Origin of the sequence: Lentzea sp. NPDC060358 (assembly GCF_042725365.1) — a bacterium.
In the GTDB taxonomy this organism is placed as follows: Bacteria; Actinomycetota; Actinomycetes; order Mycobacteriales; family Pseudonocardiaceae; genus Lentzea.
The window spans coordinates 1-25,045 of the sequence record NZ_JBHXCW010000008.1 but is presented as its reverse complement, the minus strand read 5'-3'; the positions used below and the strand labels follow the sequence as shown (position 1 = coordinate 25,045).

General features: G+C 70.6%; 21 protein-coding genes and 2 pseudogenes. 13 read left to right on the top strand and 10 right to left on the bottom strand.

Annotated elements, in window-relative coordinates:
* Window positions 1-19 precede the first annotated feature (19 nt).
* The 8 genes from ACFWGZ_RS03080 (at window position 20) to ACFWGZ_RS03045 (ending at window position 7,769) form a co-directional block, all read left to right on the top strand.
* Window positions 20-796, top strand: coding sequence for a 2OG-Fe dioxygenase family protein (locus ACFWGZ_RS03080; protein WP_382449780.1), 777 nt, complete (start codon window positions 20-22; stop codon window positions 794-796).
* A gap of 175 nt (window positions 797-971) precedes the next feature.
* Window positions 972-2,552, top strand: coding sequence for an amino acid adenylation domain-containing protein (locus tag ACFWGZ_RS03075; protein WP_382449779.1), 1,581 nt, complete (start codon window positions 972-974; stop codon window positions 2,550-2,552).
* A 20-nt stretch (window positions 2,553-2,572) separates the two neighbouring features.
* Window positions 2,573-2,803, top strand: a complete 231-nt coding sequence (locus ACFWGZ_RS03070; RefSeq protein WP_382449778.1) for a phosphopantetheine-binding protein — start codon at window positions 2,573-2,575, stop codon at window positions 2,801-2,803.
* A 195-nt stretch (window positions 2,804-2,998) separates the two neighbouring features.
* Window positions 2,999-3,799, top strand: a complete 801-nt coding sequence (locus ACFWGZ_RS03065; RefSeq protein WP_382449777.1) for a phytanoyl-CoA dioxygenase family protein — start codon at window positions 2,999-3,001, stop codon at window positions 3,797-3,799.
* Window positions 3,796-5,316 carry an AMP-binding protein gene (locus ACFWGZ_RS03060; RefSeq protein WP_382449776.1) on the top strand — a complete coding sequence of 507 codons (1,521 nt, stop codon included), beginning with the start codon at window positions 3,796-3,798 and terminating at the stop codon, window positions 5,314-5,316. Before ACFWGZ_RS03065 ends, ACFWGZ_RS03060 begins: the two co-directional genes overlap by 4 nt.
* A gap of 127 nt (window positions 5,317-5,443) precedes the next feature.
* Window positions 5,444-5,758, top strand: a complete 315-nt coding sequence (locus ACFWGZ_RS03055; RefSeq protein WP_382449775.1) for a phosphopantetheine-binding protein — start codon at window positions 5,444-5,446, stop codon at window positions 5,756-5,758.
* On the top strand, window positions 5,755-7,005 hold the full coding sequence (locus ACFWGZ_RS03050; protein WP_382449774.1) for a cytochrome P450: 1,251 nt from the start codon (window positions 5,755-5,757) through the stop codon (window positions 7,003-7,005). The genes ACFWGZ_RS03055 and ACFWGZ_RS03050 overlap by 4 nt, the downstream gene beginning before the upstream one ends.
* Window positions 7,002-7,769 (top strand): thioesterase II family protein, encoded by a 768-nt coding sequence (locus ACFWGZ_RS03045; RefSeq protein WP_382449773.1) that lies wholly within the window; start codon window positions 7,002-7,004, stop codon window positions 7,767-7,769. The genes ACFWGZ_RS03050 and ACFWGZ_RS03045 overlap by 4 nt, the downstream gene beginning before the upstream one ends.
* Before the next feature lie 66 nt (window positions 7,770-7,835).
* Here ACFWGZ_RS03045 and ACFWGZ_RS03040 read toward each other — a convergent pair whose 3' ends face one another.
* Both ACFWGZ_RS03040 and ACFWGZ_RS03035 read right to left on the bottom strand, forming a co-directional pair.
* Entirely contained in the window at window positions 7,836-9,167 is a 1,332-nt protein-coding gene (locus ACFWGZ_RS03040; protein WP_382449772.1) for a helix-turn-helix domain-containing protein, read from the bottom strand.
* Between the two features lie 221 nt (window positions 9,168-9,388).
* On the bottom strand, window positions 9,389-10,309 hold the full coding sequence (locus ACFWGZ_RS03035) for a BTAD domain-containing putative transcriptional regulator (RefSeq protein ID WP_382449771.1): 921 nt from the start codon (window positions 10,307-10,309) through the stop codon (window positions 9,389-9,391).
* A gap of 834 nt (window positions 10,310-11,143) precedes the next feature.
* On the opposite strand from ACFWGZ_RS03035, the gene ACFWGZ_RS03030 reads away from it, so the two are divergent.
* Window positions 11,144-12,004, top strand: coding sequence for a hypothetical protein (locus tag ACFWGZ_RS03030; RefSeq protein ID WP_382449770.1), 861 nt, complete (start codon window positions 11,144-11,146; stop codon window positions 12,002-12,004).
* Window positions 12,005-12,574: 570 nt separating this feature from the next.
* The gene (locus tag ACFWGZ_RS03025) at window positions 12,575-13,291 is read left to right on the top strand and encodes an LmbU family transcriptional regulator (RefSeq protein WP_382449769.1); all 717 of its coding nucleotides are present in this window, start codon (window positions 12,575-12,577) and stop codon (window positions 13,289-13,291) included.
* Window positions 13,292-13,590: 299 nt separating this feature from the next.
* Here the strand turns inward: ACFWGZ_RS03025 and ACFWGZ_RS03020 are convergent, their stop codons facing one another.
* The 7 genes and pseudogenes from ACFWGZ_RS03020 to ACFWGZ_RS02990 all read right to left on the bottom strand — a co-directional run.
* Complete coding sequence (locus tag ACFWGZ_RS03020; protein WP_382449768.1) at window positions 13,591-13,959, bottom strand: hypothetical protein; 369 nt, start codon at window positions 13,957-13,959, stop codon at window positions 13,591-13,593.
* Window positions 13,911-14,252: a hypothetical protein gene (locus ACFWGZ_RS03015; protein WP_382449767.1), complete on the bottom strand. Its 342-nt coding sequence runs from the start codon at window positions 14,250-14,252 to the stop codon at window positions 13,911-13,913. Before ACFWGZ_RS03015 ends, ACFWGZ_RS03020 begins: the two co-directional genes overlap by 49 nt.
* A gap of 287 nt (window positions 14,253-14,539) precedes the next feature.
* Window positions 14,540-15,109, bottom strand: a complete 570-nt coding sequence (locus ACFWGZ_RS03010; RefSeq protein WP_382449766.1) for an LmbU family transcriptional regulator — start codon at window positions 15,107-15,109, stop codon at window positions 14,540-14,542.
* A gap of 381 nt (window positions 15,110-15,490) precedes the next feature.
* A complete protein-coding gene (locus tag ACFWGZ_RS03005; RefSeq protein WP_382449765.1) occupies window positions 15,491-15,751 on the bottom strand; it encodes a hypothetical protein in 261 nt (86 codons plus the stop codon).
* 128 nt (window positions 15,752-15,879) lie between these two features.
* Window positions 15,880-16,722, bottom strand: a complete 843-nt coding sequence (locus tag ACFWGZ_RS03000) for a hypothetical protein (RefSeq protein WP_382449764.1) — start codon at window positions 16,720-16,722, stop codon at window positions 15,880-15,882.
* 622 nt (window positions 16,723-17,344) lie between these two features.
* Entirely contained in the window at window positions 17,345-17,845 is a 501-nt protein-coding gene (locus ACFWGZ_RS02995; RefSeq protein WP_382449763.1) for a hypothetical protein, read from the bottom strand.
* Window positions 17,846-17,875: 30 nt separating this feature from the next.
* Window positions 17,876-18,010: pseudogene (locus ACFWGZ_RS02990) on the bottom strand (helix-turn-helix domain-containing protein); the annotation flags it as partial.
* A 1,196-nt stretch (window positions 18,011-19,206) separates the two neighbouring features.
* On the opposite strand from ACFWGZ_RS02990, the gene ACFWGZ_RS02985 reads away from it, so the two are divergent.
* The gene (locus ACFWGZ_RS02985) at window positions 19,207-22,257 is read left to right on the top strand and encodes a BTAD domain-containing putative transcriptional regulator (protein WP_382449762.1); all 3,051 of its coding nucleotides are present in this window, start codon (window positions 19,207-19,209) and stop codon (window positions 22,255-22,257) included.
* Window positions 22,258-22,609: 352 nt separating this feature from the next.
* On the opposite strand, the gene ACFWGZ_RS02980 is transcribed toward ACFWGZ_RS02985, so the two are convergent.
* A complete protein-coding gene (locus ACFWGZ_RS02980) occupies window positions 22,610-23,398 on the bottom strand; it encodes a hypothetical protein (protein WP_382449761.1) in 789 nt (262 codons plus the stop codon).
* A gap of 133 nt (window positions 23,399-23,531) precedes the next feature.
* Between ACFWGZ_RS02980 and ACFWGZ_RS02975 the strand changes: the two genes are divergently transcribed.
* Complete coding sequence (locus tag ACFWGZ_RS02975) at window positions 23,532-24,218, top strand: BTAD domain-containing putative transcriptional regulator (RefSeq protein WP_382449813.1); 687 nt, start codon at window positions 23,532-23,534, stop codon at window positions 24,216-24,218.
* Window positions 24,215-25,045 (top strand): annotated as a pseudogene (locus ACFWGZ_RS02970) (hypothetical protein); the annotation flags it as partial. The gene ACFWGZ_RS02975 and the pseudogene ACFWGZ_RS02970, both read left to right, overlap by 4 nt.

Genomic DNA, 25,045 nt, shown 5'->3' with positions numbered 1-25,045 from the left:
ACACCAAGTGGAGAAAGTCATGCAGACGCTCATCGAATCGACCGAACTCGTGGAGAACGGGTTCGCCCGCTGGGACCTCGCCGAGGAGCTCGGGATCGACGAGTCCGACGCGTCCTTCCAGAGCCTTCGCGCCGAGTTCGTCGACCTGCCACCGGACCCGTACGCGAAGGAGGAGGGGCGCAACCGCCGCTACGCCCGTGGCCTCTTCCTCCCGTGGTCGCGGGACTTCAGCTGGATCCCGGACACGCACCAGGACGAGCAGGGGTGGCTGAACGGCTACTGGCAGGCCGACCACAACCCCGACTACGCCGGCGTGCTCCGCAAGCTGCCCGCCATGACCGAGGCGGCCCGGAACAACCCGATCATCCACAAGATCCTGTCGTTCGACTTCGACCAGACGCGCTGGTCGTCGGACGATGCGGCGTTCCCCCTGCACGTCGGGGTGCACCTGATCAAGCTGGCGGTGGACGACCCCGGACACGAGGCCATCTCCTCGCCCAACGAGCTCCACCAGGACGGCGAGCCGTTCGTCTTCGCGCACCTGGTCTACCGCCGCAACGTCGTCGGCGGCTCGAACATGATCGCGCCGCCGAAGTACCGGGGCAAGCAGCCCGGGGACGTGCCCGCGGGCGAGGCCCTGGCCGAGTTCGAACTGACCAAGCCGCTGGAGTCCTACGGCGTCACCGACGAGAAGGTCAGCCACTACGTGGCCCCCATCAAGCGGGGGGACGGCCCGGAGACGGGTGAGCGCGCGGTGCTCCTGGTCGACTTCACCCCGATGCGGCAGCACATCTGAGGCCGCCGCATCCGGGCCCGCCCACGCGCGGGTGGCCCGGATGTCGCCGCCGGAGTGCCCGACAGCGCACCGCCCCGGTGTCTCCAGGGGCGGACGCCCTGCCGGGTGCGGCGGCGGCCCGCCGACCGGACACCACGCCCACCGGAGTGAACTCATGATCCTTGCGGGAAAACAGGTGGCTCTGCCGCCCTTGCCCGTCGTCCACCGCCGCTTCGAGGAACACGTGCGGGCCACCCCCGACGCCGACGCCGTCGTGTGGTCCGGCCGACGGGTGAGCTACGCGGAGCTCGACGCGCGGGCCAACCGGTTCGCGCACCTGCTCATCGCCCGCGGCCACGGCCGCGGAGCGAAGATCGGCATCTGCCTCGACTACTCGATCGACATGATCGTCGCCATCCTCGGCACGCTCAAGGCCGGCGCGGCCTACGTGCCCCTCGATCCCGCCTATCCCCCAGCCCGTCTGCACCTGCTGCTCGGACAGGTGCCCGACCTCGCCCTGATCGTGGCGTCCCCCGCGACGGCCGCGCTGGTCGAGTCCGCGAGCGTCGAGGTGATCGACCTCGACCCGCTCGCGGACCACCTCGCGACCCTTCCGGCGACCGTCCCCGACGTGCACGTCACGGGCGACGACCTCTGCTACGCGGTGTTCACCTCCGGCTCGACCGGCACCCCCAAGCTGGCCGCGGTCCGCCACGAGGGCTGGTTCAACCTGATGAACTGGCTCCAGCTCGAATACGGCCTGCACCACCGTTCCCACAACCTGGTCGTCTCCGCCTTCGGTTTCGACCTGTCCCAGCGCGCCCTGATGACACCGCTGTTCTGCGGCGCCACCCAGCACCTGATGGCCAGCCGCAACTTCGACGCCATGCTGGCCCACCGCATGCTCACCGAGCACGACATCCGCGTCGTGCACTGCGCCTCCAGCACCCTGTACCTGCTGGTCGACTGGGAGGCCGCGCGCGGCGGCGACGCCCTCGCCCGGCTCGACTTCATCCTGTTCGGTGGTGAGGCGCTGAAGAGCGAGCGCCTCACCCACTTCGCCCGCCGCCCCGAGACCACCTGCACCCTGCTGCACCAGTACGGCGTCGCCGAGTGCACGGACGTCGCCACCTCCTACGACCTGGCCCGCTACCGGCCCGGCGAACACGACGTCGCCCCGGTCGGCCGGCCCGCCTACAACACCTCCATCCACCTCCTGGACGCCGACCTGCGCGAGGTCGGGGCAGGCGAGTACGGCGAGATCTGCATCTCCGGGGCCGGCGTCGGCGCGGGCTACCTGGGCATCGACGGCCCGGAGAACGCCAAGTTCACGACCATCGACAGCGAGGGGGCTCCACTGCGCCTGTACCGCACCGGGGACCGCGGCCGCATCGACGACAACGGGGAACTCGTCGTCGCCGGTCGGATGGACGCTCAAGTCAAGGTGCGCGGCATGCGGATCGACCCGGTCGACGTCGAACGCGCCCTGGGCAGGCTGGCAGGCGTCCGCGAGGCGGCCGTGGTGGCCGTCCACAACGACGACGAAGTCGAACTGACCGCGTTCGTCGTGCCCTCGGGCGAGGAACTCGCCGAGGACGACCTGCGCACCCGGCTGCTGCGCACCCTGCCGCGGAACATGCTGCCGTCGCGGTTCACGACCATCCCGCGCATTCCCCTGAGCCCGCACGGAAAGGTGGATCGCGCGGCCCTGGTGGACTTCTGCCGCGGCCGGCGTGCCGACAGCGACTCCGCGGCGTTGACAGGCCCTCGACCGTGACGACAAGAGAAAGGAGCGGGATGACCGCCGACAGCGTCCGCGCCATCTGGTGCCGGGAACTCCGACGCGACGACATCGCGGTGGACGACGACTTCTTCGCCCTGGGAGGTGAATCCGTGATCATGATGAGGATCCAGAACGCGTACATCGAGGAACTGGGCGCGGAGATCCCCATGGACCAGATGTTCCTCAACCCGACGGTGGCGTCGATCGCCGCCTACATCGACACCCGCGCGGCCCTCACCCCGTAGCGCCGCCAGGACCACCGGTCGCCACGGCCGGGAGATGTCCGATTCCTTTTCCCACAGCGAAATTGCGCGTCGAACGCCGATGAGCGCTCTGTCGCCGATCTCCGTGCTGCCTCCGTCCGGACGGAAATCTCCCGTCCGGTCAGGCCCGCACAACGATTCACCTCACCCAGAACCAAGTAGAGAGGTTGTCGCACCATGCTCACCGAAAGTCAGATTGCGGAATACCGGTCCGAGGGGTTCCTACTCCTCGACGACGTCTTCGACGCCGGCGAAGTCGCCGCTCTGCGGCGTGAGGTGACCGATCTCTACGAGACCGAGCACCCCGGGCGGATCTTCGAGGAGGACGGGACCACGGTGCGGGGCATCCACGGCTGCCACACCACGGGCGCGCTGTTCTCCAGGCTCGTGCGGCTGCCCGAACTGCTGTCCGCGGCGGAGCAGCTGCTGGAGAGCAAGCTGCACGTGTTCCAGTGCAAGGTCAACGCCAAGAGGGCGCTGCGCGGGGAAGTCTGGCAGTGGCACCAGGACTACAGCGTCTGGGGCCCCAAGGACGGCATGCCGGAGCCGCGGGCGGTCAACGTCGCGCTGCTGCTGGACGACGCGACCGAGCACAACGGCCCGCTGCTGGTCGTGCCCGGCTCGCACCGCAACGGCGCGATCACCCCGTGGCGTCCCGAGCCGGGGACCACGTCGCAGTGGGAGGCCGATCTGTCGGCGAAGCTGAAGTTCGCGCTGGACGCCGAGCAGATGGCCAAGGTGACCGCGGACTCGGAGATCCGGTCGGTCGTCGGACGCGCCGGGAGCCTGCTGTTCTTCCACCCCTGCATCGCGCACGGCTCCGGCGCGAACATGTCGCCCGTTGACCGGACCATGGCCTTCGTCAGCTACAACAGCGTCGACAACGAGCTGCGCGAGGTGCCCCACCCGCGACCGGAGTTCGTCGCGTCGCGCGACTACCGGCCGTTGGAGCTCATCGAGGGCGGTCTCCTCGCATGACCGGCCTCGACACTTCACTGATCCGGGCGCTGGTCGACGCCATCGCCCGGCACCGGGACGCGGTGGCGGTGATCGACAACGGCATCGCCCACACCTACGCCCAACTGGACGAGGTGTCGGCCGAGATCGCCGGTGGTCTCGCCGCACAGGGGATCGGCCCCGGTGACGTGGTCGACGTGCACTCGACCCGCTCGTGGTCCCGTTGCGCGGCCGTGCTGGGCGTGTGGCGCGTCGGAGCCGGCGTGCTGTCCATCGACCCGGCCATGCCGTCGGCCTGGACCGGCAAACTGGTGCGCAGCGCCGGCTGCTCCCTGGTCCTGCGCGCCGAGGAGTGCGCACCGGTCGACGCGGGAATCCCGGAGCACACCTTCGGGTCGATCCGGGGAGCGAGACGGGACGAGGTCGCGACCGGCCCGGTCTGCTACGTCATCCCCACCTCCGGGTCGACCGGCGAACCCAAGGCCGTGGTCGTGCCGCCGGTCGTCTTGGCGGAGCTGGGCGCCTGGCACGTCCGGAGGTGGAGCCACGACCGGCCCCCGAACACGCTGCACATGTCGTCCATCGGGTTCGACATGGTGTACGAGGACACGGTGGCGACCTGGCTGGCCGGCGCGACCCTGATCGTGGTCGGCGACCAGGACAGGATGGACCCCTTCACGCTGATCGACATCATCCGCGAGCACGACGCCGCCCGGCTCTTCCAGCCGGTGGTCGGACTGCACGGACTGGCCGCCGCCGCGGTCGTCGCGGGCGTGGAAACCCCGACTCTGCGCGAGATCTCGGTCGCGGGTGAACAGCTGGTGATCAACGAGGAGGTGCGGCAGTTCTGCGCCGACGGAGACCTCACGCTGGTGAACCAGTACGGCCCGAGCGAGACGCACGTGGTCACCCAGTACCGGCTGACGGGCGACGTCACCGGCTGGCCCGACCGGCCGCCCATCGGCACCGCGGTCGTGGACGCGGAGCTGCTGTGCCATGTGGACGGTCGACTGCGGCCGTTCGCGGTGGGCGAGACCGGGGAGCTGGTCATCGCCGGGAACTGCGTCGGGGTCGGGTACGCCGGTGACGATGCGCTCACCGCGCAGAAGTTCCGGGAGGTCGAGCACCAGGACGGCGGCACGCGCCGCTGCTACTTCAGCGGAGACCTGGTCACGTTCGACGGCACCGACTTCCACTTCATCGCGCGGATCGACAACCAGCTCAAGGTGAACGGCTACCGGGTCGAGCCCGGTGAGGTGGAGTCCGTGATCGCCGGGGTCCCCGGTGTCCGTCGGGCCGCGGTCGTCGGGGTCAAGGTCGGCGCGTCCACGCAGCTGGCGGCGTACCACACCCGCGCGACGGGTGCGGAGGTCGAACGGGACGACCTGATCCGTGCGTGCACCTCCGGTCTCCCCCGGTTCATGGTCCCCCGGCACTTCATCGAACTGAAGGAGCTCCCGATGACGCGGAACGGGAAGATCGACCGGGGGAAGCTCCGGGAGATGTTCCAGGAGCAGCAGTCGGTGAGCACGGGCTGACGCGCGCTCGTCCGGGGGCGGCCGTGCTCAGCACCTTCCGGCGGCCGCCCCGGAGACGCCGACAGCCGAGGACAGCAAACAGGACCGAGCGGGAACTCCCGTTCGGCGGAGAAGGGAAACACCGACCGTGGAAACAGCACCGCAGGTGATCCACCCCCGAGGTGGACAGGACGAGACCGCACCACACCAGGACACGCCCTCGGACGGCCCGGTGCCGCTGGTGGACGAGATCCTCGCGCTGTGGGGGGAACTGCTCGACCGCCCCGAGATCGGGGCCGAGGACGAGTTCTTCGCCCTCGGTGGCAACTCGCTGACCGGCATCAAGATCATCGAACGGGTGGCGGCCGACTACGGCGTCCGGCTCTCCGTCCGCGACTTCTACCTGGCGCAGACCCCGGCCCGCATCGCCGGGCTGATCGAGCAGGGCAGGTCCGGCACATGAGGCTGACTCCGGGCCCCGCGCACGCCATCGACCTCGACACCGTCGACCTGTTCGACCTCGACCTGTACAGCACGGGCGACCCGCACTCCGTCTGGGACGTCATGCGCGACAGGTCGCCCCTGAGGCACCAGGTGCTGCCCGACGGACGCGAGTTCTGGTCGGTCACCCGCTACGAGGACGTGTGCCGCGTCCTGGGTGACCACCGCGACTTCACCTCCGAACGCGGCACCGTGCCCACCCACCTCGGCCAGGACGACGTCGCCGCCGGTGTGCTGCTCACCTCCACCGACCCGCCCCGGCACACCGAGGTCCGCAGACCGCTGGGCGCCAAGCTCACCGCCCGCGCGGTCAAGTCCTGGGAGGACTCCATCCGCCGGTCGGTGACCCGCTTCCTGGAACCGGCGCTGGACGGCGAGGTGTTCGACCTGGCCGAGCGGGCGCTGCTCCTGCCGGCCCTCGTCACCGGCCCGCTGCTGGGCATTCCCGAAAAGGACTGGGCGGAACTCGTCCAGCTCACCGCCATGGTCACCGCCCCGTCCGACCCGCACTTCCAGCTCGGCAGCGAAGCCGCCACCCTGGCGATCTCCCACCACGAGCTCGTCGAGTACGTCACCGAGTGGGTCAGGGACCGCCGCCGCTCCGGCGCCGAGGACGACAGCCTGCTCCACCACCTGATGACCATCCGCCCCGGCGGGGCAGCGCTGAGCGACCAGGAGATCGCCCTCGACGGCTACAGCGTCCTGCTCGGCGCCAACGTGACGACCCCGCACACCGTCTCCGGCACCGTGCAGGCCCTCATCGAGCGGCCCGAGCAGTTCGACAAGGCTCAGGCCGACCCCACCCTGATCCCCAACCTGGTCGAGGAAGGGCTGCGCTGGACCTCGGCCGCGTGCAACTTCATGCGCTACGCCGTGAGCGACGTGCCCGTGGCGGACGGCGTCATCCCGGCGCGCGCGGCGGTCGTCGCGTGGATCGGCTCGGCCAACCGGGACATCACCCAGTTCGACGCCCCGCACACCTTCGACATCACCCGCGCCAACGCCAAGCGGCACGTCGCCTTCGGGTTCGGCCCGCACTTCTGCATCGGCGCCCCGCTGGCCCGCCTGACCCTGCGCGTCTTCTTCGAGGAACTCCTGCACCGCTTCGACTCCCTGGCTTTGGCGGGCGACCCGGAGCACCTGCGCTCCTACTTCATCGCCGGCATGACCCACCTTCCCCTCACCGCCCAGAAACGGCTCACCCCATGACGTCCAGCCCCACCCTCGCCTCGCCGTGGTTCGTCCGGCCCCCCGCGGCCGGTCCGCCCGCCGCCCGCCTGTTCTGCTTTCCCTTCTCCGGCTCGGGCGCCTCCGCGTTCAGCGCCTGGCCCGCCACCGCCGGTGACGCCGAGATCTGCCCGGTGCAGTTCCCCGGCCGCGAGAACCGCCTCGCCCACCCCCACTACGACAGCTACGAGAACCTCGCCGACCAGCTCGTCGAGGCTCTCACCCCGCTGCTCGACACACCGTTCGCGTTCTTCGGGCACTGCGCGGGCGCCCTGCCCGCCTACGAAACCGCGCTGCGCCTGGCCGCCGCAGGCCTGCCCACTCCCCAGCGGCTGTTCGTGTCCGGCCAACCCGCTCCGCACGAGGCCGCCCACGACCAGATGCTCACCATGAGCGAGGACGACCTGCGCGCCGAACTCGTCGCGTTCCTGCTCGGCCGGGGCCTCGACCCCCGACCCGACATGATCGACATGGGCATGGCCGTGCTACTGCGCGACCGCGCCGCCGCCACGGCCTACCGACGCACCGAACCCGTCCGGCTCGACTGCCCCGTCACCGTCCTGCACTGGAGCCAGGACACCGACGTGAGCCTGGCGGACCTCCAAGGTTGGCGCCGCTACAGCGACTCGGTCGAGTTCCACGTCATCGAGGGTGGCCACTACGACTTCATGGGCGCGCCCGCTCCGCTCCTCGAAGCGCTCGTCGCCGGTCGCGACCGCTCGGCCGCCTCAGATCGGGGGTGGTGAGGATCGACGGTGCCGGACGTGACGGGGCCACGGCCGGACCCCGTCACGCGGATTCGGCGGCGGTGCTCAGCCGGCCCGGGCCACCCTCGTCGGGGTTCGGTCCCGCTCGGACAGGAGCCGCACGAGGTGCAGCGCCGTGAACCGCTCCGGCACGCGGGCGTCCGCGGGCCGCACCAGGCCGTGGAGCAGCAGGGCGTGCAGGGCGGCAGCCGGGTCCGGCACCAGGTGACCCAGGTCCTCGACCGTCCAATGAGGACGGTCGGCGACCGCGAGCAGCGCACGACGATGGCCCTCGGCCACGACGTCGACGCTGCGTGCCAGGGACCGCAGCACGTTCCGGTGGTCGCAGCCCGTCGGGGAGGCGAGGAGGAAGGAGTCCCGACCGACCTGAGCCAGCAGGACCTCGGGCGGGTACAGCAGGCACCAGGCGGCCGCGTGCTCGAGCGCTCTCGGCACACCGTCGAGCCAGCGGCACAACCGGACCACGGCGTGCGCGTTGTCCTCCCGAAGCCGGAACCCCGGCCGGGACCGACGCATGTGGGACAGGAACAACGCCACGGACTCGACCTCGCTCAACCGGGCGCAGTCGACGTGGTCGTGGTCCCGCACCTCCTCCGGCACGGCCAGCGCGGTGAGCGGCAGCACGCGCTCACCCGGCAGGTGTCGCGGCGTCAGACCGGTCACCACGACGTGCAGCCCCGGACAACGCCGAAGCAGCTCGCTCACGTCCACCCCGCCGGCAACCGGAGCGTCGCCGCCGTCGAGCACCAGCAGTTCACGCCTCTCCCCGATCGCCTCAGCGAGGTCGTCGGTCAGGTCGGCGGCACCCAGCGGCGACCCGCCGGCCGCGGGAACCACGCCGCAGCAAGGGAAATCCTCGACCGAGGAGTACCACCCCACCTGCCACCCCGCGGCACGCAGCACTCGGGCCGCCTCGAGCACGAGGTGCGTTTTCCCGATACCGCCGATGCCGACCACGCTCACCAGGCGGTGGCCGTGCACGGTCACCTGGTCGAGCAGGACCTGCAACTCCACGTCCCGGCCCACCAACGCGCCGGGTGGAGCAGGCGGCTCGGGCAGGACGGGCGGAGCGGACGGCGCGGGCGGGGCGGCCCGCAGGTCGGCCGGGCTGCCACTGGCGGCGAGCAGGTGCAGGCGCTCGGGATCGCCCAGCCGCAACGCGTCGGCCAGCAGTCGCACGCTCTCCCGCCGGGGCCGCCGGACCCGTCCGCTCTCCAGGTCCCGGACCGCCCGGACGCTCAACGTCGCGAAGTCCGCCAGTTGCTGCTGGGTCAGCCCGGACCGACCTCGATGCCCCTTCAGCAGGTCGGCGAACGACGCTGCCTCACCGGGTCCCTCCGACGGCGCCGACACCGGCCGCTGCCACGGGCCTCCCATCGCGTGGTCGTACGACGAGGGTCCGGTTGCCGCGCGTCCTCCGAGGAGTTGTTGCGCGCCGTGCTTCCGAGCGCCTCCCCCGGTCACCGATTCCCGGACAGATTTCCGCAGCGTGTTCTTCACGGAGTCCCAGCTCTCTTTCCCGTCTGGCTCTTGCGTTCACCACAGGTGTCGGACACTGACCACGGAGCGACCGCGGCGAGGGGGTCACTCGGGCGCGATCAGAGCGCGCGCCTCGGTGGCGATGTCTCCTTGGCGGCCGGTGCCGTCCCCGTTCCCAGGGGCAGTTGCCGTGGCACCGGGACCGCGGGGGCGAGCCGGACCTCGGACCGGAAAGCGTTCACCCCCGGACCGGGCGGGTCGCCCTCCACAATCTTGTGGTGCAGGGACTTCAGCGGCTGCCCCGGCTCGATGCCCTGCTCCTCGACCAGCCTGGTGAACACGGCCAGTGCCTCGGTCCGGCGCCCGGCGGCGTGCAGCGCCCGCATGAGCAGTTCGTGAACGTGCTCGCGCGACGGCTGCTCCGCCGCCAGCAGCGTCAGCGCGGGGAGGACCGCGGCGTGGCGCCCCAGGGCGAGCGCGATGCGGAGCCGCAGCTCCGTCCACGCATGCCTCAGCCCCCCGAGGCGGATCCGCTGCTGTTCGGCGAACGGACCCGGCAGGCCGGACAGCGGGTCCCCCTGCCACAGCGAGAGGGCTTCGGCCAGCAGCCCGTCCGCGATCTCCAGCCCGCCGCCGACCGCGGCCAGCTGGGCCCGGCGCGCGAGGTCTTCGGCGACGTCCAGGTCCAGCCCCAGGTCGGGGACGACCACCCGGTAGCCGTCACCGACCGACAGCAGCACGCGGGGCGCCTGCTCGTTCGGCTCCAGCACCCTGCGCCACCACCACGCGTGGGTGCGCACCGCGGGAACCGCTGTGTCGGGCGGGTTCTCGCCCCACAGCGCGTGCACCAGTTCGGACAGCTCGCTCGTGCGTCCCGAGCGGAGGAGCAGCGCGGCCAGGAAGGCCTGGTGCTCCAGGGAACTCGCGGTGAGCGTCCGGCCACCGCGCACCGCCCGCACCGGTCCGAGGACCGCGAACCGCGGCGAGTCCGCGTCGCCGTGGTGCTCCTGTCGTCGGACAAGGCGCTGGATGTCGTTCATGGTCCTCTTTCGACTGCGATCGGCTCCGCGGCCTCGCCGTCCGGTGGGACGGCACACCTCGGATGTCGTTGGGCTGCAATGAACCGGGATACCGGACGCGGAGTGCGTCGGACGGTGGTTGGTGAACCGATGGTCGCCACCGGAATGCACGTTCTTCATCCGAACCGGTGTCCAGGGCGCCGTGGCGAGCGTAAGCGGCTCCCGTCGAAAGCGGCAAGATCGCGTGGAATCGGCGGCGTCCCGCTGGCGGGACGGGTTTCCCTCGCGATCCACTGGGCAACCGGAGGACGATTCGGACATGTGCGAAGGAATGACGACGGCCGTTCCGCGGTTCACGCCGACGAGTGCCGCGCGCATGTCCCGCGTGGTCACATCGCCTGGTTCTCCCAGGGGCGGCGAAGAAGGCGTCGAGCCGTCCGGGCAAGCGGTGTCCCGCCGGCGGGATGGCGGTCCCGTGCCGGGAACGTCGGTTCGTTCACCCGGGGCGTTGCGCGCGGTGAATCTCCACGGATTCGCGTCGGAGCAGGTGAACTCCTGGCGAATCGGCGCGACATGTTCGCGATCAGGGCTCCGTTGCTGGAGTCTGCGCAGGCGACAAGGTCCTCGGCGCCGTCACCGCTTCGGGTGCTCACCAGGAGGGTGGACGCTGGTGGCGCGCCCGGCGGGTTTCGGGGCGGCCGCGGAGGTGGTGACCGGGTCGACTCACTGGGAATCACGTGCAATCGCCGGTGGCGGCCGGGATGTTCGGGCGGCCGGATGAACTGTGGAGAAGACCATGTCAGGTTGTCACACGAGTCGATCAGCGGGGACCTGCGAGCGAGGAGAGGTGTCGTGATGGCGCAGTCCTTCCCCTCCTGGCCCCCCGCGCGCCTGCTGCTCGTCCTCCCCGGTCCGACGCTCGTGCGCAAAGCCGTCCGGGCGGGGGTGGACGTCCGCGTCGTGCTCGACGGGACGCAGCGCGCCGAGGACTTCCCGCTGCCCGCAGACCGCGTGGTCCGCGTGGACGGGAGCCGCGGGGCCGGGATCGCCGCAGTGATCCGCGGGCTGATCGACGAGCACCACGTCAGCCACGTGCTCGACGGTGGCGGCTCGCCCCTGCGCGAGCGCCTTCCGACGGCGGGACCGGACGACGACCCCTTCGAACGCGAACTGGTCCCGAGTCGGCGGTGCGCGGAGGAGCCGCGCTCCACCGACGAGGTGCGCGAGGTGGTCGCCACCACGCTGACCGTCGACGGGATGCACCGCGTCGTCGGGATCACCGAGCGCGTCGAGGACGCCGGCGCGCGGTCGTACGTGTTCCCGGCGAGCTTGCCCGAACTCCGGACGGTGCGGGTCAGGGCGGCCGTCACGAGCATGCTCGACCTGGCCGGACACGAGTTCGGCCCCGCGCAGATGAGGGTCGCGCTGACCGATCCGCAACCCCGTGTCCTGCGGTCGCGGCCGCGCTTCGACGTGGACGGGATCGCGGACCTGATCGAGGCCGCCACCGGGTTCGACCTCCCCACCGAGCTGTTCCGGGCCCTGGCGGGAGCGCCCTTGCAACCGCCGACGCCGCGGTGGTTCGCGGGGGCCAGGTTCGCCCGCGTTCCCGGTTCCCGGACCGGCGGAGGGGACTGCGGCGCGTCGTTCGCCGAAGGCGTGTCGCCGGAGGTCGTCCGCGCACGGCTCGACGCGGCCGGGGCGTCGTCGGACTGAGCAACGCCTGTCCGTTTTGCGCGAGTTCCCTCGTCTTTCCCCAACTCGGGTGTCGCACGCGGAACGCAGAGGAATCGCCACTTCACAGGATTGGAGTCAAGCCGAGCACCAAGCGCTGGGAGAGAAGGACATGGGCGACGTGACGCGATCCGGTGGCCGGACGAGCACGGTGCGGCAGAGCGCCGTCGGGCGGCTGCGGGGCACGGCGGTCATGGCGGCGCTCGCCCCGGTGGCCGGTGCCGGCTACCCGGACGTGTTCCGATGGACGGATGTCCGCCCGTGTCGAGGTCTTCCGAGCGGGTGCCCGGCGGAAACGCGTGGTCCACGACCGGTTCGCCGACGTGCGGAAGCCGACGTGACCGGCGTGTGGAGCGGTCGCGACCTCGAAGGCACGTGCGGTGGCGGCTGACCGCCCCGTGGCGAAGCGGGTTCAGGTCACGGGCCTCTCCGGCGCACGCGGCCTGAACCGGATCGAAGCAGCGGGGCCCGCCCGTGGCGCCCCGTCCAGACCGTGGCAGCGCCCGACGCGCGCATCCACCAGGGCATCTCACGAACGAAAGGTCGAGCACCATGCGAACCAAGCTGACTCAGCCCGGCCACGCCCCCGGTGACCCGCGAGCCGCGGCGGGCGACGGTAGGACCACGCCCCGCGCATGGTCGGAGCCGCACCCCTCCGGAAGCACCGCGAAGCAGGTGCTCTTCTCGCGGGTCGGGTTGCGACTCCCGGAGACGCTGACCTACGAGAGCTGGGCGAGAGCGGGACTCCAGATCGCCCGGATCGCCGACTCGAGCGCCTGGTGCCTCGGTGACTGGCTGATCTGCGGGCAGCGGGAGTACCGCAACCGGTACCAGCACGCCATCGTCGAGGCCGGGCTGGAATACCAGACGCTGCGCAACTACGCCTGGATCGCCCGCAGGTTCGAGTTGTCCCGCCGCCGTGAGCGGCTCAGCTTCCAGCACCACGCCGAGGTGGCGTCGCTCCCCGACGACGAGCAGGACCGCTGGCTCGACGAGGCGGAGCGGAACCACTGGTCCCGCAACCAGTTGCGCCAACAGGTGCGGCGGTCGCGGATCGGCGCCGACGTCCTCCGGCCGCCCGCGGACGTGGTGCTGCCCAGGGTGACCGCGCCGGAGGTGCAGGTCCGGCGGTGGCGGGCGGCGGCCGAGCAGGACGGCATCGACCTCGAGAAGTGGATTCCGTGGGCACTGGACAGCGCGGCCCAGGCCGCTCTCGGGGAGAAGTTCCACACCGGCGCGGGTACCGACCTCGCGGACCGGGACGGGTGATCGTCCCGCCCTCGGCGGAACCCCTCACCGCCGGAATCGTTGCGGGACAAGCACGTCACCGCCGGAAAGCCCCGCCGGTCTCCCGGCGGGAAGGTCGCGGCCTGCCCGGACGTGGAGCCTCCGCCGCGCTGGAAACGCTGGTGTGGAAGGACTTCGACGCGCCCGCGGGACGGACCGCGCCCCTGGGTCCGTCCCGTTCAGCGGACTGCGCGCCCGTTCTTCCGCAACACCGGGGAAGGCAGCGCGATCCCTTGTCGGACCACGACTTCGTTCCGGTGAACGGAGGAGTCGCACACTCCTCACTCGCGAGCCTCCGGCGGTACACCCACGTCCGCGAGACGCTCGTCCGCGCGCCGCAGGTGTTCCCGCGCGGCTTCGGTGTTCCCCAGGGCTTTCTCGGCCTCGCCGAGGCCGACGAGCGCGCGGATCTCTGCGAGGCAGTAGCCGATGGCCGACGCCACCTCGTACGCGCTCCGGTGGTGGGTCAGGGCGGAGAGCGCGAACACCAGCGCACCGTTGCCTGCGGGCGTCCCGAACTCCTCGGCCAGTGCCCTGGCGACGCCCAGCTGCTCGTCGACCTCCTCGTAGGCGTGCAGGCCGAGGTGCGCCTGCGCCAGACTTACGCAGGCGATGATCTGCTGCCCGTGGAGGTGGAAATCGCTGTCCACCGCCCGGTGTGCGCGGCGAACAGCCCCGGCATCCCGATGCCCTTCGCGAAGCCCCGCTCGTCCTCCAGGTCGCGGGCGATGTCCAGCGCCTCGGACGCGGCCGGCATCCCGGCCTCGACACGGCCGGGCTTCCAGTTGGCCACGGCCGAGTTGGCCAGGCTCAGGTGCAGCAGCTCGCGGTCCCCGAGCCTGCGGGAGGACAGCACGGACAGCCGGGTGATCTCGGCGAACTCCGTGTACGGACCGATGGTGTCGAGCTCGAAGACGACGTCGCCCGCTCCCGCGGCAGCCACGCCCCCGCGTTCTTGCGGTCCGCCGGCCGCGCCGGGACGGGAGGAGGCTCGCACAGGCCGGCGGCCCGCACAGTGCTCGAGCCCACGGCGAACCGGTCGCCTCGCGGTGGTCGGTTCACCGCACGCCCTGAGCCCGCGAGGTGCGGGCGAGCTGATTCGTCTGGGAAGGGCCGGAGCGGTTGTGCGGCCACTCCCGCCTCCGAGGCCGTGCAGGGATGCGGGGCGGCGCGGTCGGCAGCGCCACTCCACACCCGGTCACCGGGGGCAGGTCGTTACCGGAGGTTTGTTCACATTCCAGGGCCGGGCGAGCCGAGGGTGGTCTGCGCGGCCTGGTCGAGGGCGAGCAGGATCCACTTCTCGAAGTCCACACCGTGCTCGTCGGCGGCCGCCCGCCACCACTGGACCTGGCTCTGCGGCGCGGTCAGCCTGGGCAGCTCCACCTCCTGGGGTGACCGGGAGTCCCAGGTGCCCGCCCGCGACCGCCGGATGCTCGTGCGCAACTGGTTGCGGGACCAGCGGTTCGCCTCCGCCTCGTCCAGCCAGCGGTCCTGTTCGTCGTCGGGCAGCGCGGCCACTTCGGCGTGGTGCTGGAAGCTGAGTTGCTCTCGCCTGCGGTCGAGCGCGAACCTGCGGGCGACCCACGCGTAGTTGCGCAGCGTCTGGTAGTCGAGGCCGGCCTCGACTACGGCGTGCCGGTACCGGCCGCGGTCGCGGTACTTCTCCTCCCCGTAGACCAGCCAGTCGCCCAGGCACCACGCGCTCGAATCGGCGATCCGGGCGATCTGAAGGCCTGCTCTGGCCCACCCGTCGTAGGTGAGCTGCTTCGGCAGCGTCAACCCGAGTCGTGAGAAGAGCACCTGACCGATGGCCTCTCCCGAGCGGTGCGCCACCGGCTGCGCGCCGGGAACGACTTCGTTTCCCGGACTTCGCGGGTCACCGGGTCCGGGCGGGGGCAAGGAGGTACCCATCGTGCTCGCCCTTTCGTTCGTGGATTGCCCGCAGGGGTGAAAGACGGTCGCCGAGACCACGGCCATGGCGGGACTTGACGTCCTCAGGCCGGTGCGGTGTCCGGGATGGGAGGCTCACTCGGCAGAACACCGGTCAGATCCGGTGGGAGGGCCTCTGCCTGCTCACCCGCGCGAAAGCGGGCGGGGCTGGTGCGATGACGAACATGTCGCCGAGTCGTCCGGAGCGTGTGCTGGTCGCGAAGACTCGAGGAACGATCCGGCGGAGGAGGATCAGAGGGCCGAGGTGCCGCCGGTGCCCGAGCTGGGCCCTTCCTCGGAGCAACAGTCGTCTGCCGCGCCAGAGGCGATGGCCGACGACGTCGCGGACGAGGACGCCGCGACGAGGTGAACGCCGTGGGCCTCACCATCGGAGTCCAGCTGACCGGCACCAGCCACTGCGATCAGCGTCGCCACGGCCACCGCGCCCCACAGCTTCAGGACGGCCTGACGGCCGGTGACGATTCGGTGTCCGGGTCGCGTCGCGTCGCTCATGTCGATCTCTCCTCGTACTCGTCCTTGGCTTGCCTCCAATCCTGTGAACTGGCGATTCCTCTGAGATCCGCCTTCGATACCGCGGCGGGGGAACAAAAAGGGAACTCACACAAAACGGACACGCACGATCAGCTCGGCGGCAGCTCCGCCTCAGCCAGCCGTGCGCGGACGACGTCCGGCGAAACACCTTCCACGAGCACGCTCGACACCTGGTTCCCGTCGGCGGGGCGGGGAAGCCGGGACAACCGCGCCGCCGCGAACCACCGGGGCGCGGGCGGCTGCAGGACCGCTCCCGACAGAGCGCGGAAGAACTCGGTGGCGATGTCGAAACCGGTCGCGGCCTCGATCAGGTCCGAGATCCGGTCGATCGAGAAGCACGGCTGGGAGCGCACCACCCTGGGCTCGGCCCCGGTCAGCTCGATCCGCGTCTGCGCGGGGCCGAACTCGTGACCGACGAGGTCGAGCATGCTCGTGACGACTGCCCTCACCCGCCCCGTCGCCGACTCCTCCAGGGTCGCGGGGAACACGCAGGTCCACGAGCTCCCCTGCTCGACGCGTTCGGTGATCCCGACGACCCGGTGCATGCCGTCGACGGTCAACGTGGTGACGACCAGCTGGTGGGCCTCACTCTCCTGCGGTTCCCGGCTCCAGCCGGGGACCAGTTCCCGTCCGAAGAGGTCGCCCTCGGGCTGTTCGTCGGGCACCGGCACGCGCAGGGGAAAACCCTCGCCGTCGAGGACGTGGGTGGCCCCCAGTTCCGCGATCAGCTTCCTGACGATCCGCGCCGTTTCCGGTGTCTGGGCCCGGTCCACGTGGACCACGCCGTCCTCCGGCAGGGGGAGGGCGCCCACGTCGTGTTCGCGGTCGAGCACCACGCGGACGTCCAGCCCTGCCCGCACCGCCTTCCGCACGAGCGGCGCACCGGGGAAGACCAGCAGCAGGCGCACCGGCGGCACGGGGTGGCTCGTCATCGCGGCACAGCCTTCCACCGGTGGATCTCCGCTGAGCCACTCGTGTGACAACGTGACATGGCCTTCTCCACAGTTCAGCCGGTGGCCCGGACTCACCCGAGCCGGCTCCGGCACTCGCGCGTGATTCCTCGCGATGGAACACCGCGTCGCCCCGGCTCCGAAGACCGCCGACTCGGTCCGTCCCGCCACGCGTGACGTTCATCAATGCCGCAGACTTCCGCACCGGGGCCCGAATCGCAAACAAAACGCGTCTTTTCCTGGTTCGCGGGTGTTCCCGCACCGGTGTACTAACACCGATGGCAGGCAACCGCTGTCCCGCCGGCGGGACACGAGGGCCACGAGCTAACGGTTCCCCCGGCGTCACCAGCCGTTCCGGAGTCCGGAAATCCCCTGCTGACACCCGATCCTCGCTTTCCCGGTGTTACCAATGGCTCGTTCGGAGAACGCGCCGCGCACCGCCTCGAACTCCGCAGTCCGGGTGCCGGACTCGGCATCCGGATCGATGACGACGGGAGGTACGGCGGTGGTTCGCAATCGTGGGCTCGACAAGGGGCAGCGATATTTCGGTGATCTGCGCGTACTGGCTGCGGGACGGCAGGACGGAGTGGCGCGGATCAGCCCGTCACTGCACTTCGACAACACGGAGTTGCCGGAGCACAGGTACAAGATCACGTGGCGGCGCTGACGTAGACCGGTCGTACATCGATCTGTCCACAAGGGACTCGCTGGGCTTCGGGCTGAACCTCATCGCCTCGATCGACACGAACTTCATCTGGCACGAGTGGTCAGCATCTGTTCCACGCAACAGCGGTTCGTGCCCCGGTACATGCGCGGCGCGCTGGTCGACGGCACCGGCCCGCCCGCGTTCGGGCTCTCCTCCGCCGGTCACGGAATCGCCCAGTGCGACCGCCGCTCTGGCCGCGTGCGCGGCGATCCGTTCCCTGCTCCTCTCTCCCGGCACCGGTTCCCCCGCGCCCAGCGAGCCGATCCGGTCGAGTCGGACCACTCCCCTGCCGTCGTGGACGAGGTGAGCGCTTCCTCCGGTCGCACCGGCGGCGCGGACCAGCAGGGGCAGAGCCGCGTCGCGCAGAACCCCGTGCCGGAAGACCCGGGAACCCAGCACCGAGAGCCGCTCCCCGAGCCTGAGATCGCGGCCGCTGCGTTCGAGGAGACCCCATTGCACGAGTTCGGCGACCAGCCGGTGAGCCGTGGCTGTGGAGAGGTTCGCGCGTTGCGAGAGCTCGCTCAGCGTCAGCGTGCTGTCCGACGGCCCGAAAACACAAAGAATCGCAAGCGCCCCGGAGCATCAATCGTTTGGGTATGGCCCTATCCGTTGGATCACCGCTCACGGTGGTGACGGGCGCCTCCACCATCACCATGAGCCACCTCCCTTTTCCGAAAGAATCCGTCGCCTCTGCTGTCATGACCGGGCGGGAAGTGGCCGGGCAATCGAACCGGTACAAGTGCGGCGCCATCGAGCCGGGTGAGCACCAAGCCCCGGCGGCTCACACGGAAAATCATGCCGACTTCCCTGATCCACGCCTGTCACCGCACTGACGCTCCTGGTTACGGTTCCCCAACGGGCCCCCGTCGTCCCGCCAACCAGGAAAGTGCTAATACCAAACATCCTCGCGGCTGTCAATAGCTGAAAGTCACGATTTCGCGGCGACCGCACCGGGATCCCACTCCACGGAGGGCCATTCCACCCGCGAAGATGACTCCGAAAGGCGTACTCCGGTTGCCGCACAAGCGAATCAGGCGATTAGTTCCAATGGATTAAACCGCGCGAGGGACACGTCCGATCCAAAGGTCTGGTGTCGACCTGATCACTCTGTTCACAATTGTCACAACAACTTCCGCCACCGCGAGAGGAAGTCGATCGCGATGACTGGGATCCGCGTCTTCTCGGATTGGGGAAACACTGTTTAGCAGCGTCTCGATTGGAAGCCCGCCTGAAATTTTGAGGTACTTTGGTCGAGTAGTCGAGCTGACCGGCCCGGCAGGTCGGCTCACGCCCGCGAAGGACGTCCCCGTCGAAGCGAACGATCGGCCACCTGTACCGCGTGGCGTGATGGCAGACCACGACACGAACACGCGGGTCACGCACTCCTGAACCAACCCACGAGACGCGACGCTCCGGCAACGAGGTCTCGGACATGCCCGGATGCGAGAACAAGTGCCGCCACGACAAGGAAACGAAGCCGCCACAGGCGAGAGCGAGCGGCAGATCTCCGGCCCCAGGACTCCGCGCGGACAGCGCCCGTGCGGCCCGAAGTGGGCGGTGCCGCCGACCGCGGGTGACCGGGCGCCGTCGCGGCGGGCCACCCAGGACGATCTCGTTGCCAGGCAGGGGCAGGACGCACTTGGGAAGATTCGCCGGCACGCCGGCGTTCGACTTCCATCGGGAGCACCAGTGGAGCCGGGCCGGGCCACCCGGCATCGGCCCGCCGCGGGTCTTCGTGCAGAAAGCCGGTGGTGAAGCGGATGATCACCGAAGTGAATCAGGAACCCCGGCTCCGCGTCAACGTCCTGGGGGCGATGGAGTGCTGGGCCGGCGACACACGCGTCCGGCTCGGGGGCCTCGTCCAGGAACGAGTGCTGGCGGCACTCGCCCTGGAAGCCGGACAGGTGCTGAGCATCTCCCAACTCGTCGACGCGGTGTGGGACGACTCCTCCCCCGCGACGGCCGCCCACCAGGTGCGCAAGGCGGTGGCCCGGCTGCGGCAGCTCATCCCCGGCGGCGCACGGGTCCTCGTCACCGAGACGGCGGGCTACCGAGCGGTTCTCGGCACGGACCAGTGCGACGTCAAGGAGTTCTCCGCGCACCTGGCGGACGCCAGGACCGCGATCGCCGACCACGACGAGGAAGCCGCGGTGAAGCACCTCGACCGGGCACTCGGCCTGTGGCGGGGTCCCGTGCTCTCGGGCGAGGGCGGGCACCTGATCAGGAGCGCGGGCGAGGCCCTGGCGGAGAGGCGGACGGCGGCGGTCGAGCAGTTGATCGACCTGCGCCTGGCTCGCGGCGAGAGCGCCGATCTGGTGGGCGAGCTGCGCGCGCACGTGGCGGCCCACCCGATGCGGGAGCGGCTGCGGGGACAACTCATGCTCGCGCTGTTCCGGTCCGGCAGGCAGGCCGACGCACTGGAGGAGTTCGGCCGGGTTCGTTCTCTGCTGTCCGAGGAGCTGGGCATCGATCCCGGAACCGAGCTCACCGCGCTGCACGAGGGGATCCTGCGCAACGACCCCGCTCTCGTCCTGCCCGCTGCCGAGTCGGCGCCGCCACGCCCCGCGCAGCCGCGAGCAGAACCGGAAGTGCCACGGCGAGCCCGGTCCCTGCCCAACGACCTCACCGACTTCATAGGGCGCCAGCAGGAACTGGAGTCGCTCCGGCAGCAGGTCGACGGCCCGCCGACCAGAGGTCCCCGCGTCCTCGCGATCGACGGGATGGGCGGCTCCGGCAAGACCTCGCTGGCCGTGCGGACGGCGTACACGGTGTCCGACCACTACCCCGACGCGCAGTTGTACCTCGACATGCGCGGCTTCACCCCGGCCGAGCAGCCGATGTCCGCGGCCACCGCCGCGGAGGCACTGCTGCGGATGCTGGGCGTGCCGGCCGGCAACCTGCCGGACGAGCCAGCGGCACGCGTCGAGTACTGGCGCGCGACGGTCGCCGATCTGAGCGTGCTGCTGTTGCTGGACAACGTGTCGGACGTCGCCCAGGTGCGTCCTCTGCTGCCACCCAACCCGCGGTGCCTGGTGCTCATCACCAGCCGCACCCGGCTGATCGACCTCGACGGCGCGCACTGGACCTCGCTCGGCACGATGAACAGCGAGGACAGCAGGGCCATGGCCACCACGGTGCTGAGCGACGAGCGCACCGCGGCGGAACCGGAGGCCGTGGAGGACCTGGTCAAGCTCTGCGGCCACCTGCCCCTGGCCCTGCGGATCGCGCTGAGCAGGCTGGCGAACCGGCCGCGGTGGTCGATCTCCTACCTGGTCGACCGGATGAGCGACGAGTCGCGGCTGCTCGACGAGCTGAGATCGGACGAGCGCGGGGTGGAACTGACGCTCAAGATCTCCTACGAGGGTCTCGACGCCCATCACCGGGCTTCCTTCCGCCTGCTCGGCCTTCACCCCGGCCGTGACATCGATGTCAGCTCGGCGGCCGCGCTCTTCGGGTGCTCGGAAGAGGACGCCGAGAGGACCCTCGAAGTCCTGTTGGACTGGCACCTGTTGCAGCAGCACGAGTTCGGCTACTACGCGTTCCACGACCTGGTGCGCAGCTTCGTGCGCCGGACGCTCAAGGAGTCCGACCACTCCGACGCGGCCGATGCGCTCGACGCTCTGAAGAGACTTCTCGACTACCTGATGCACACCAGCGACTACGTGTGCGACCTCCTCTTCAACGGTCGGGTGCGCCTTCCCACCGGTCTGACGGACCCTCCCGCCATTCCATTCCGGCTGGCCGATCGCGAGAAGGCACGCGCGTGGCTGGCGAGGGAGCGCACGACCCTCGAGGCAGCGGCCGTGCTGGCCCAGGAGAAGGGGTTCGACCGGCACGCGGCGCACCTCACCCGCAACGTGGTGTTCCAGCTCGACGCCGTCGGCCTCTACACGGAGTTCGCCGAGATCACCCAGCTCTCCGTGCTGTCCTCCCGCAGGCTCGGGGACCGCGAGCTGCTCCACCTGAGCCTGTCGAACTCCGCCGTCGCGAACTGGAAGCTCGGCAGGTTCGAGGCGGGCATCCGCGCGGCCTCCGAGGCGCTCGAGATCGCGCAGAGCCTGGAGGACAAGCGAGGCTACGCCAAGGGCATCGGGATGCTGGGGCTGCTCACCGCCTACACCGGGCGGTTCGGCGAGGCGCTGCACATGTTCCAGGAGTCCATCCGCATCAAGAGGGAACTGGGGGTGAGCAGGGCGGAAGCCGAAAGCCTGGTGAACCTCAGTTCGCTGTACGAGGAGTGGGGGCGTTTCCCGGAGGCCGTCGAGGCCGCGCACCGCGCGGTGGCCCTGAGCGACGAGGTCCACATCCACAGCCAGCAGATCATCGCCCGTGCCAGCCTGGCACAGGCTCATCTCGGCCTGCACTCCGGCGGGGAGGCCAGCCGGCACCTGAACCGGGCGAGGGAGCTGATCGAGGAGTTCGGCGCACCGGCGGGGAACGCCGCGCTCGTGTTCGCGCTCTCCGCCCTGGCACACCGCCAGCTCGGTCAGGACGAACTGGCGCGCCACTTCGCCGATACGGCGCTGCGGCACCACCGCAGCCATTGGGCCATCACGCGCCAGGTGGAGATCGACAACATCATCGGCAGGCTGCGCCTGTCGCAGAACAGGCATTCCGAGGCCATGACCCACTACGCGAGCGCGTACGAGGTGGCGTCGTCCGTCGGCTACCGCATCGCGGAGGCACGTGCGCTCGACGGCCTCGGCAAGGCGGAGAAGGCGTTGGGACGCACTGAAGCCGCACGAGAACACCTGAAGTCCGCGGACGAGCTGTTCGCGGACATGGGGGTGCTTCCGGCGGGCAGGCCGTGAGCGGCACCGCGAGAGGTGGCGGCCAGCCGCCTCACCGCGTCCGACTCCGTGCCGGGGGGCGATGCTGTCGAACTGGGCGACGAGTGTCGCGGTCACCTCAGCGAACTTGTCCGCGCCTTGCTCGAGATCGCAGAACAGTTCCTGGTGGAAGCTCGCGTTGTCGCCGTAGCCGCCACCCCGGTGGGCGAGGACAGGACGCTACGGCGGTGGAACCTGGACGAAGACCAGGTCATGGATCACTTGTGCGAGGTCGTCGACAGGAGTGTCGGTCCTCGCGGGGAGCAGGAGGTCCTGGCAGGCGTGCTGCCGGCACCGGTCTGCGGCAGATGATGAATGCTTGTGGCCGCACCACTCACCGGCTGTGCGCCGAGGACGACACGGTGATGGTCACCTTCTTGCCGGGCTTGTGCTTGCCGGTGTGCGCCTTCAGCCGCTTGTCCATGTCGGACGAGGTCTTCACGGTCCGCACGGGGTCGACCCGCGGCTGGGGCTTCTGCTTCTTCTCCTCCTTCTTCTGGTGCTGGATCTTCTTGACCTCGCCCTTCTTCTTCTCGTAGTCCTTCTTCGCCACGGCCAGCTGCTTCTCGGCGTGCTCGACCTTCTTCTTCGCCTCGGTCGCGTCGGACTTCGCCTTCTTCAGCGCCTCGTCGGTCGGCGAGGGCTTCTTGACGGGCGGCGCCGGTGGCTTCTCGACCTTGACCTCGAGCAGGACCGGCTTGTGCTCCACCAGTTTCGGCGCCGGCACGTGCACCACCTGCCGCACCACGGGTGGAGCGACGGGCTGTGGGGCGACGGGTTGCGGGGCCGGTCGCTCGATCTGCGGAGCGGGCGGTGCTTCCAGAACGGGAGGTGCCTCCGGCGCGGGCGGCGCTTCGGGTGCTGCCTCCGTCTGGGGGACGGGGACCGGCTTCGGCGCCAGGGGCGGCGCGGGCTGTTCTGCCGGTTTCGGTGCGGCGGGCGTGGGCTGTTCCGCCGGCTTCGGCGTGACGGGCGCCGACTGCGCCGCCGGTTTCTGCTCCGGTTTCTCCTCCCCCGCCGCGAGAACGGTGATCGCCGACGCGCCGATCGCGGCCGTCATCAGTCCGGCGGCGCCGTACAGCGCCGCCCGCTTCAGGTTGCTGCCGTTGCCCGACTCGTCCATGACCCCTCGTTTCGCCGGTTGCCTGGCCAGGACGGTCACAGCCGCCAGTACAAAGCGGGTGCAACGCGGATGAACCGCTCCTGGACACCCCGCTCCTACCGTCGCTCGCAGAGAGGTGACGGAGGTGACGACCATGCTCTTCCGCGTACTGGGACCGCTCGAGGTCGTGCACGTGGACGGCCGCGCGGCCGACATCCCCGCTGGGGCGCCGGAGGATCTGCTGACCGCGTTGTTGTTGCGCCCCAACGCCTGGGTCAGTGCCGAGAGCCTCGCCGAGGCGGTGTGGCCGGACCGGACCTCCGCGGTCCCGGCCAGGGAGCTGTGGCCGGTCGTGCACGACCTGTGCCGGCTGATCCCGCTGTTCGGCGAGACGTCGGCGCGGATCGAGAGCATGGGCGGCAGGTACCGGATCGGCATCGGCGAGGGAGAGCTGGACAGCGTCGTGTTCGGGCAACTGGTCCGCGACGGGCGCGCGTTGCTGCCCACCGATCCGGAGACCGCGGCCCGCTGTTTCCGCGCCGCGGCCGACCTGTGGCGGGGCACGCCGTTCGCGCGGCTGGACACCTACCACAGCCGGGCCGAGGCGGACAGGCTGACGCGGTTGCGGTGGACGGCGCTGGACCTGCTCGTGGACGCGTTGGTGGCGCTGGACCACACCGCCGGTTCGGTGGCGCTGCTCCAAGCGCTCACCGCGGAGGACCCGGAGCGGGAACGCACGTGGCTGCGCCTGGTCGAGGTGCTGACCCTCGCCGGCCGGCCCGTCGAGGCCGCGGCGGCGTCGCGCAAGGCCGCCCGCGTGGTGGGGCAGGACGCGCGGTGACCGGCGGGGACGACTTCGACCTCATCGGCACGGGTCCCGTGGCGACGGTCTACGGCGGTCTCTACCTGGCGCTCAAGGCCTACCCGCCGGTGGGCGAGGAGGTGCTCGGCCCGTTCGAACGCGAGCAGGCGGCGCTGGCCCCGTTGCGCGGCGAGGCGCCGATCCTGCCGGTCGACGAGGTGATGCGGCTGGGAGACGACGCGCTGGCGTTGCAGATGGAGCTGTGCTCGGCCTCGCTGGCGGGACTGGTGGAGGACAGCGGCGCGCTGCTGCTGCCCGACGCGCTGGCGGTCGGTCACGCGGTGGCCACGGCCGTCGCTGCGGCGCACGGCGTCGGTGTCGTCCACGGTGGACTGACGCCGCACAACGTGTTGTTCCACCCCTCCGGCGCGCCGGTGGTGGCGGACTTCGGCACGGTGTTGCGCCGGGCTTTCCCGTCGGCCGCGACCGCCTACACCGCACCGGAAACGCGGCGTGACGGCACGATGGACGAGCGGTCCGACCTGTACGGGATCGGTGCCGTGCTGCACCTCGCGCTGACCGGCTTCCCGCCGGGGCGTGGGGAGCCGGAAGGGCCGGCCGAGCTGGTGACGCTGGTGCGGCGCCTGCTCGCCGAGGACCCCGCCGACCGCCCGTCGACCATCGGTGTCGTGGTCCGGCAGCTCACCGAGATGCTTGCGCCGCAAGCAGATCCCGTCGTACCCGAACCCGAGGACGATGACGTCGTCGTGCCGCGGAAGCGCCGCCGGGTGCGCACCCGGACGGTGGTCGTCGGGATCGCCGCCGCGGCCACCGCTCTCGTCACCGTGCCGAGCCTCGTCCACGAC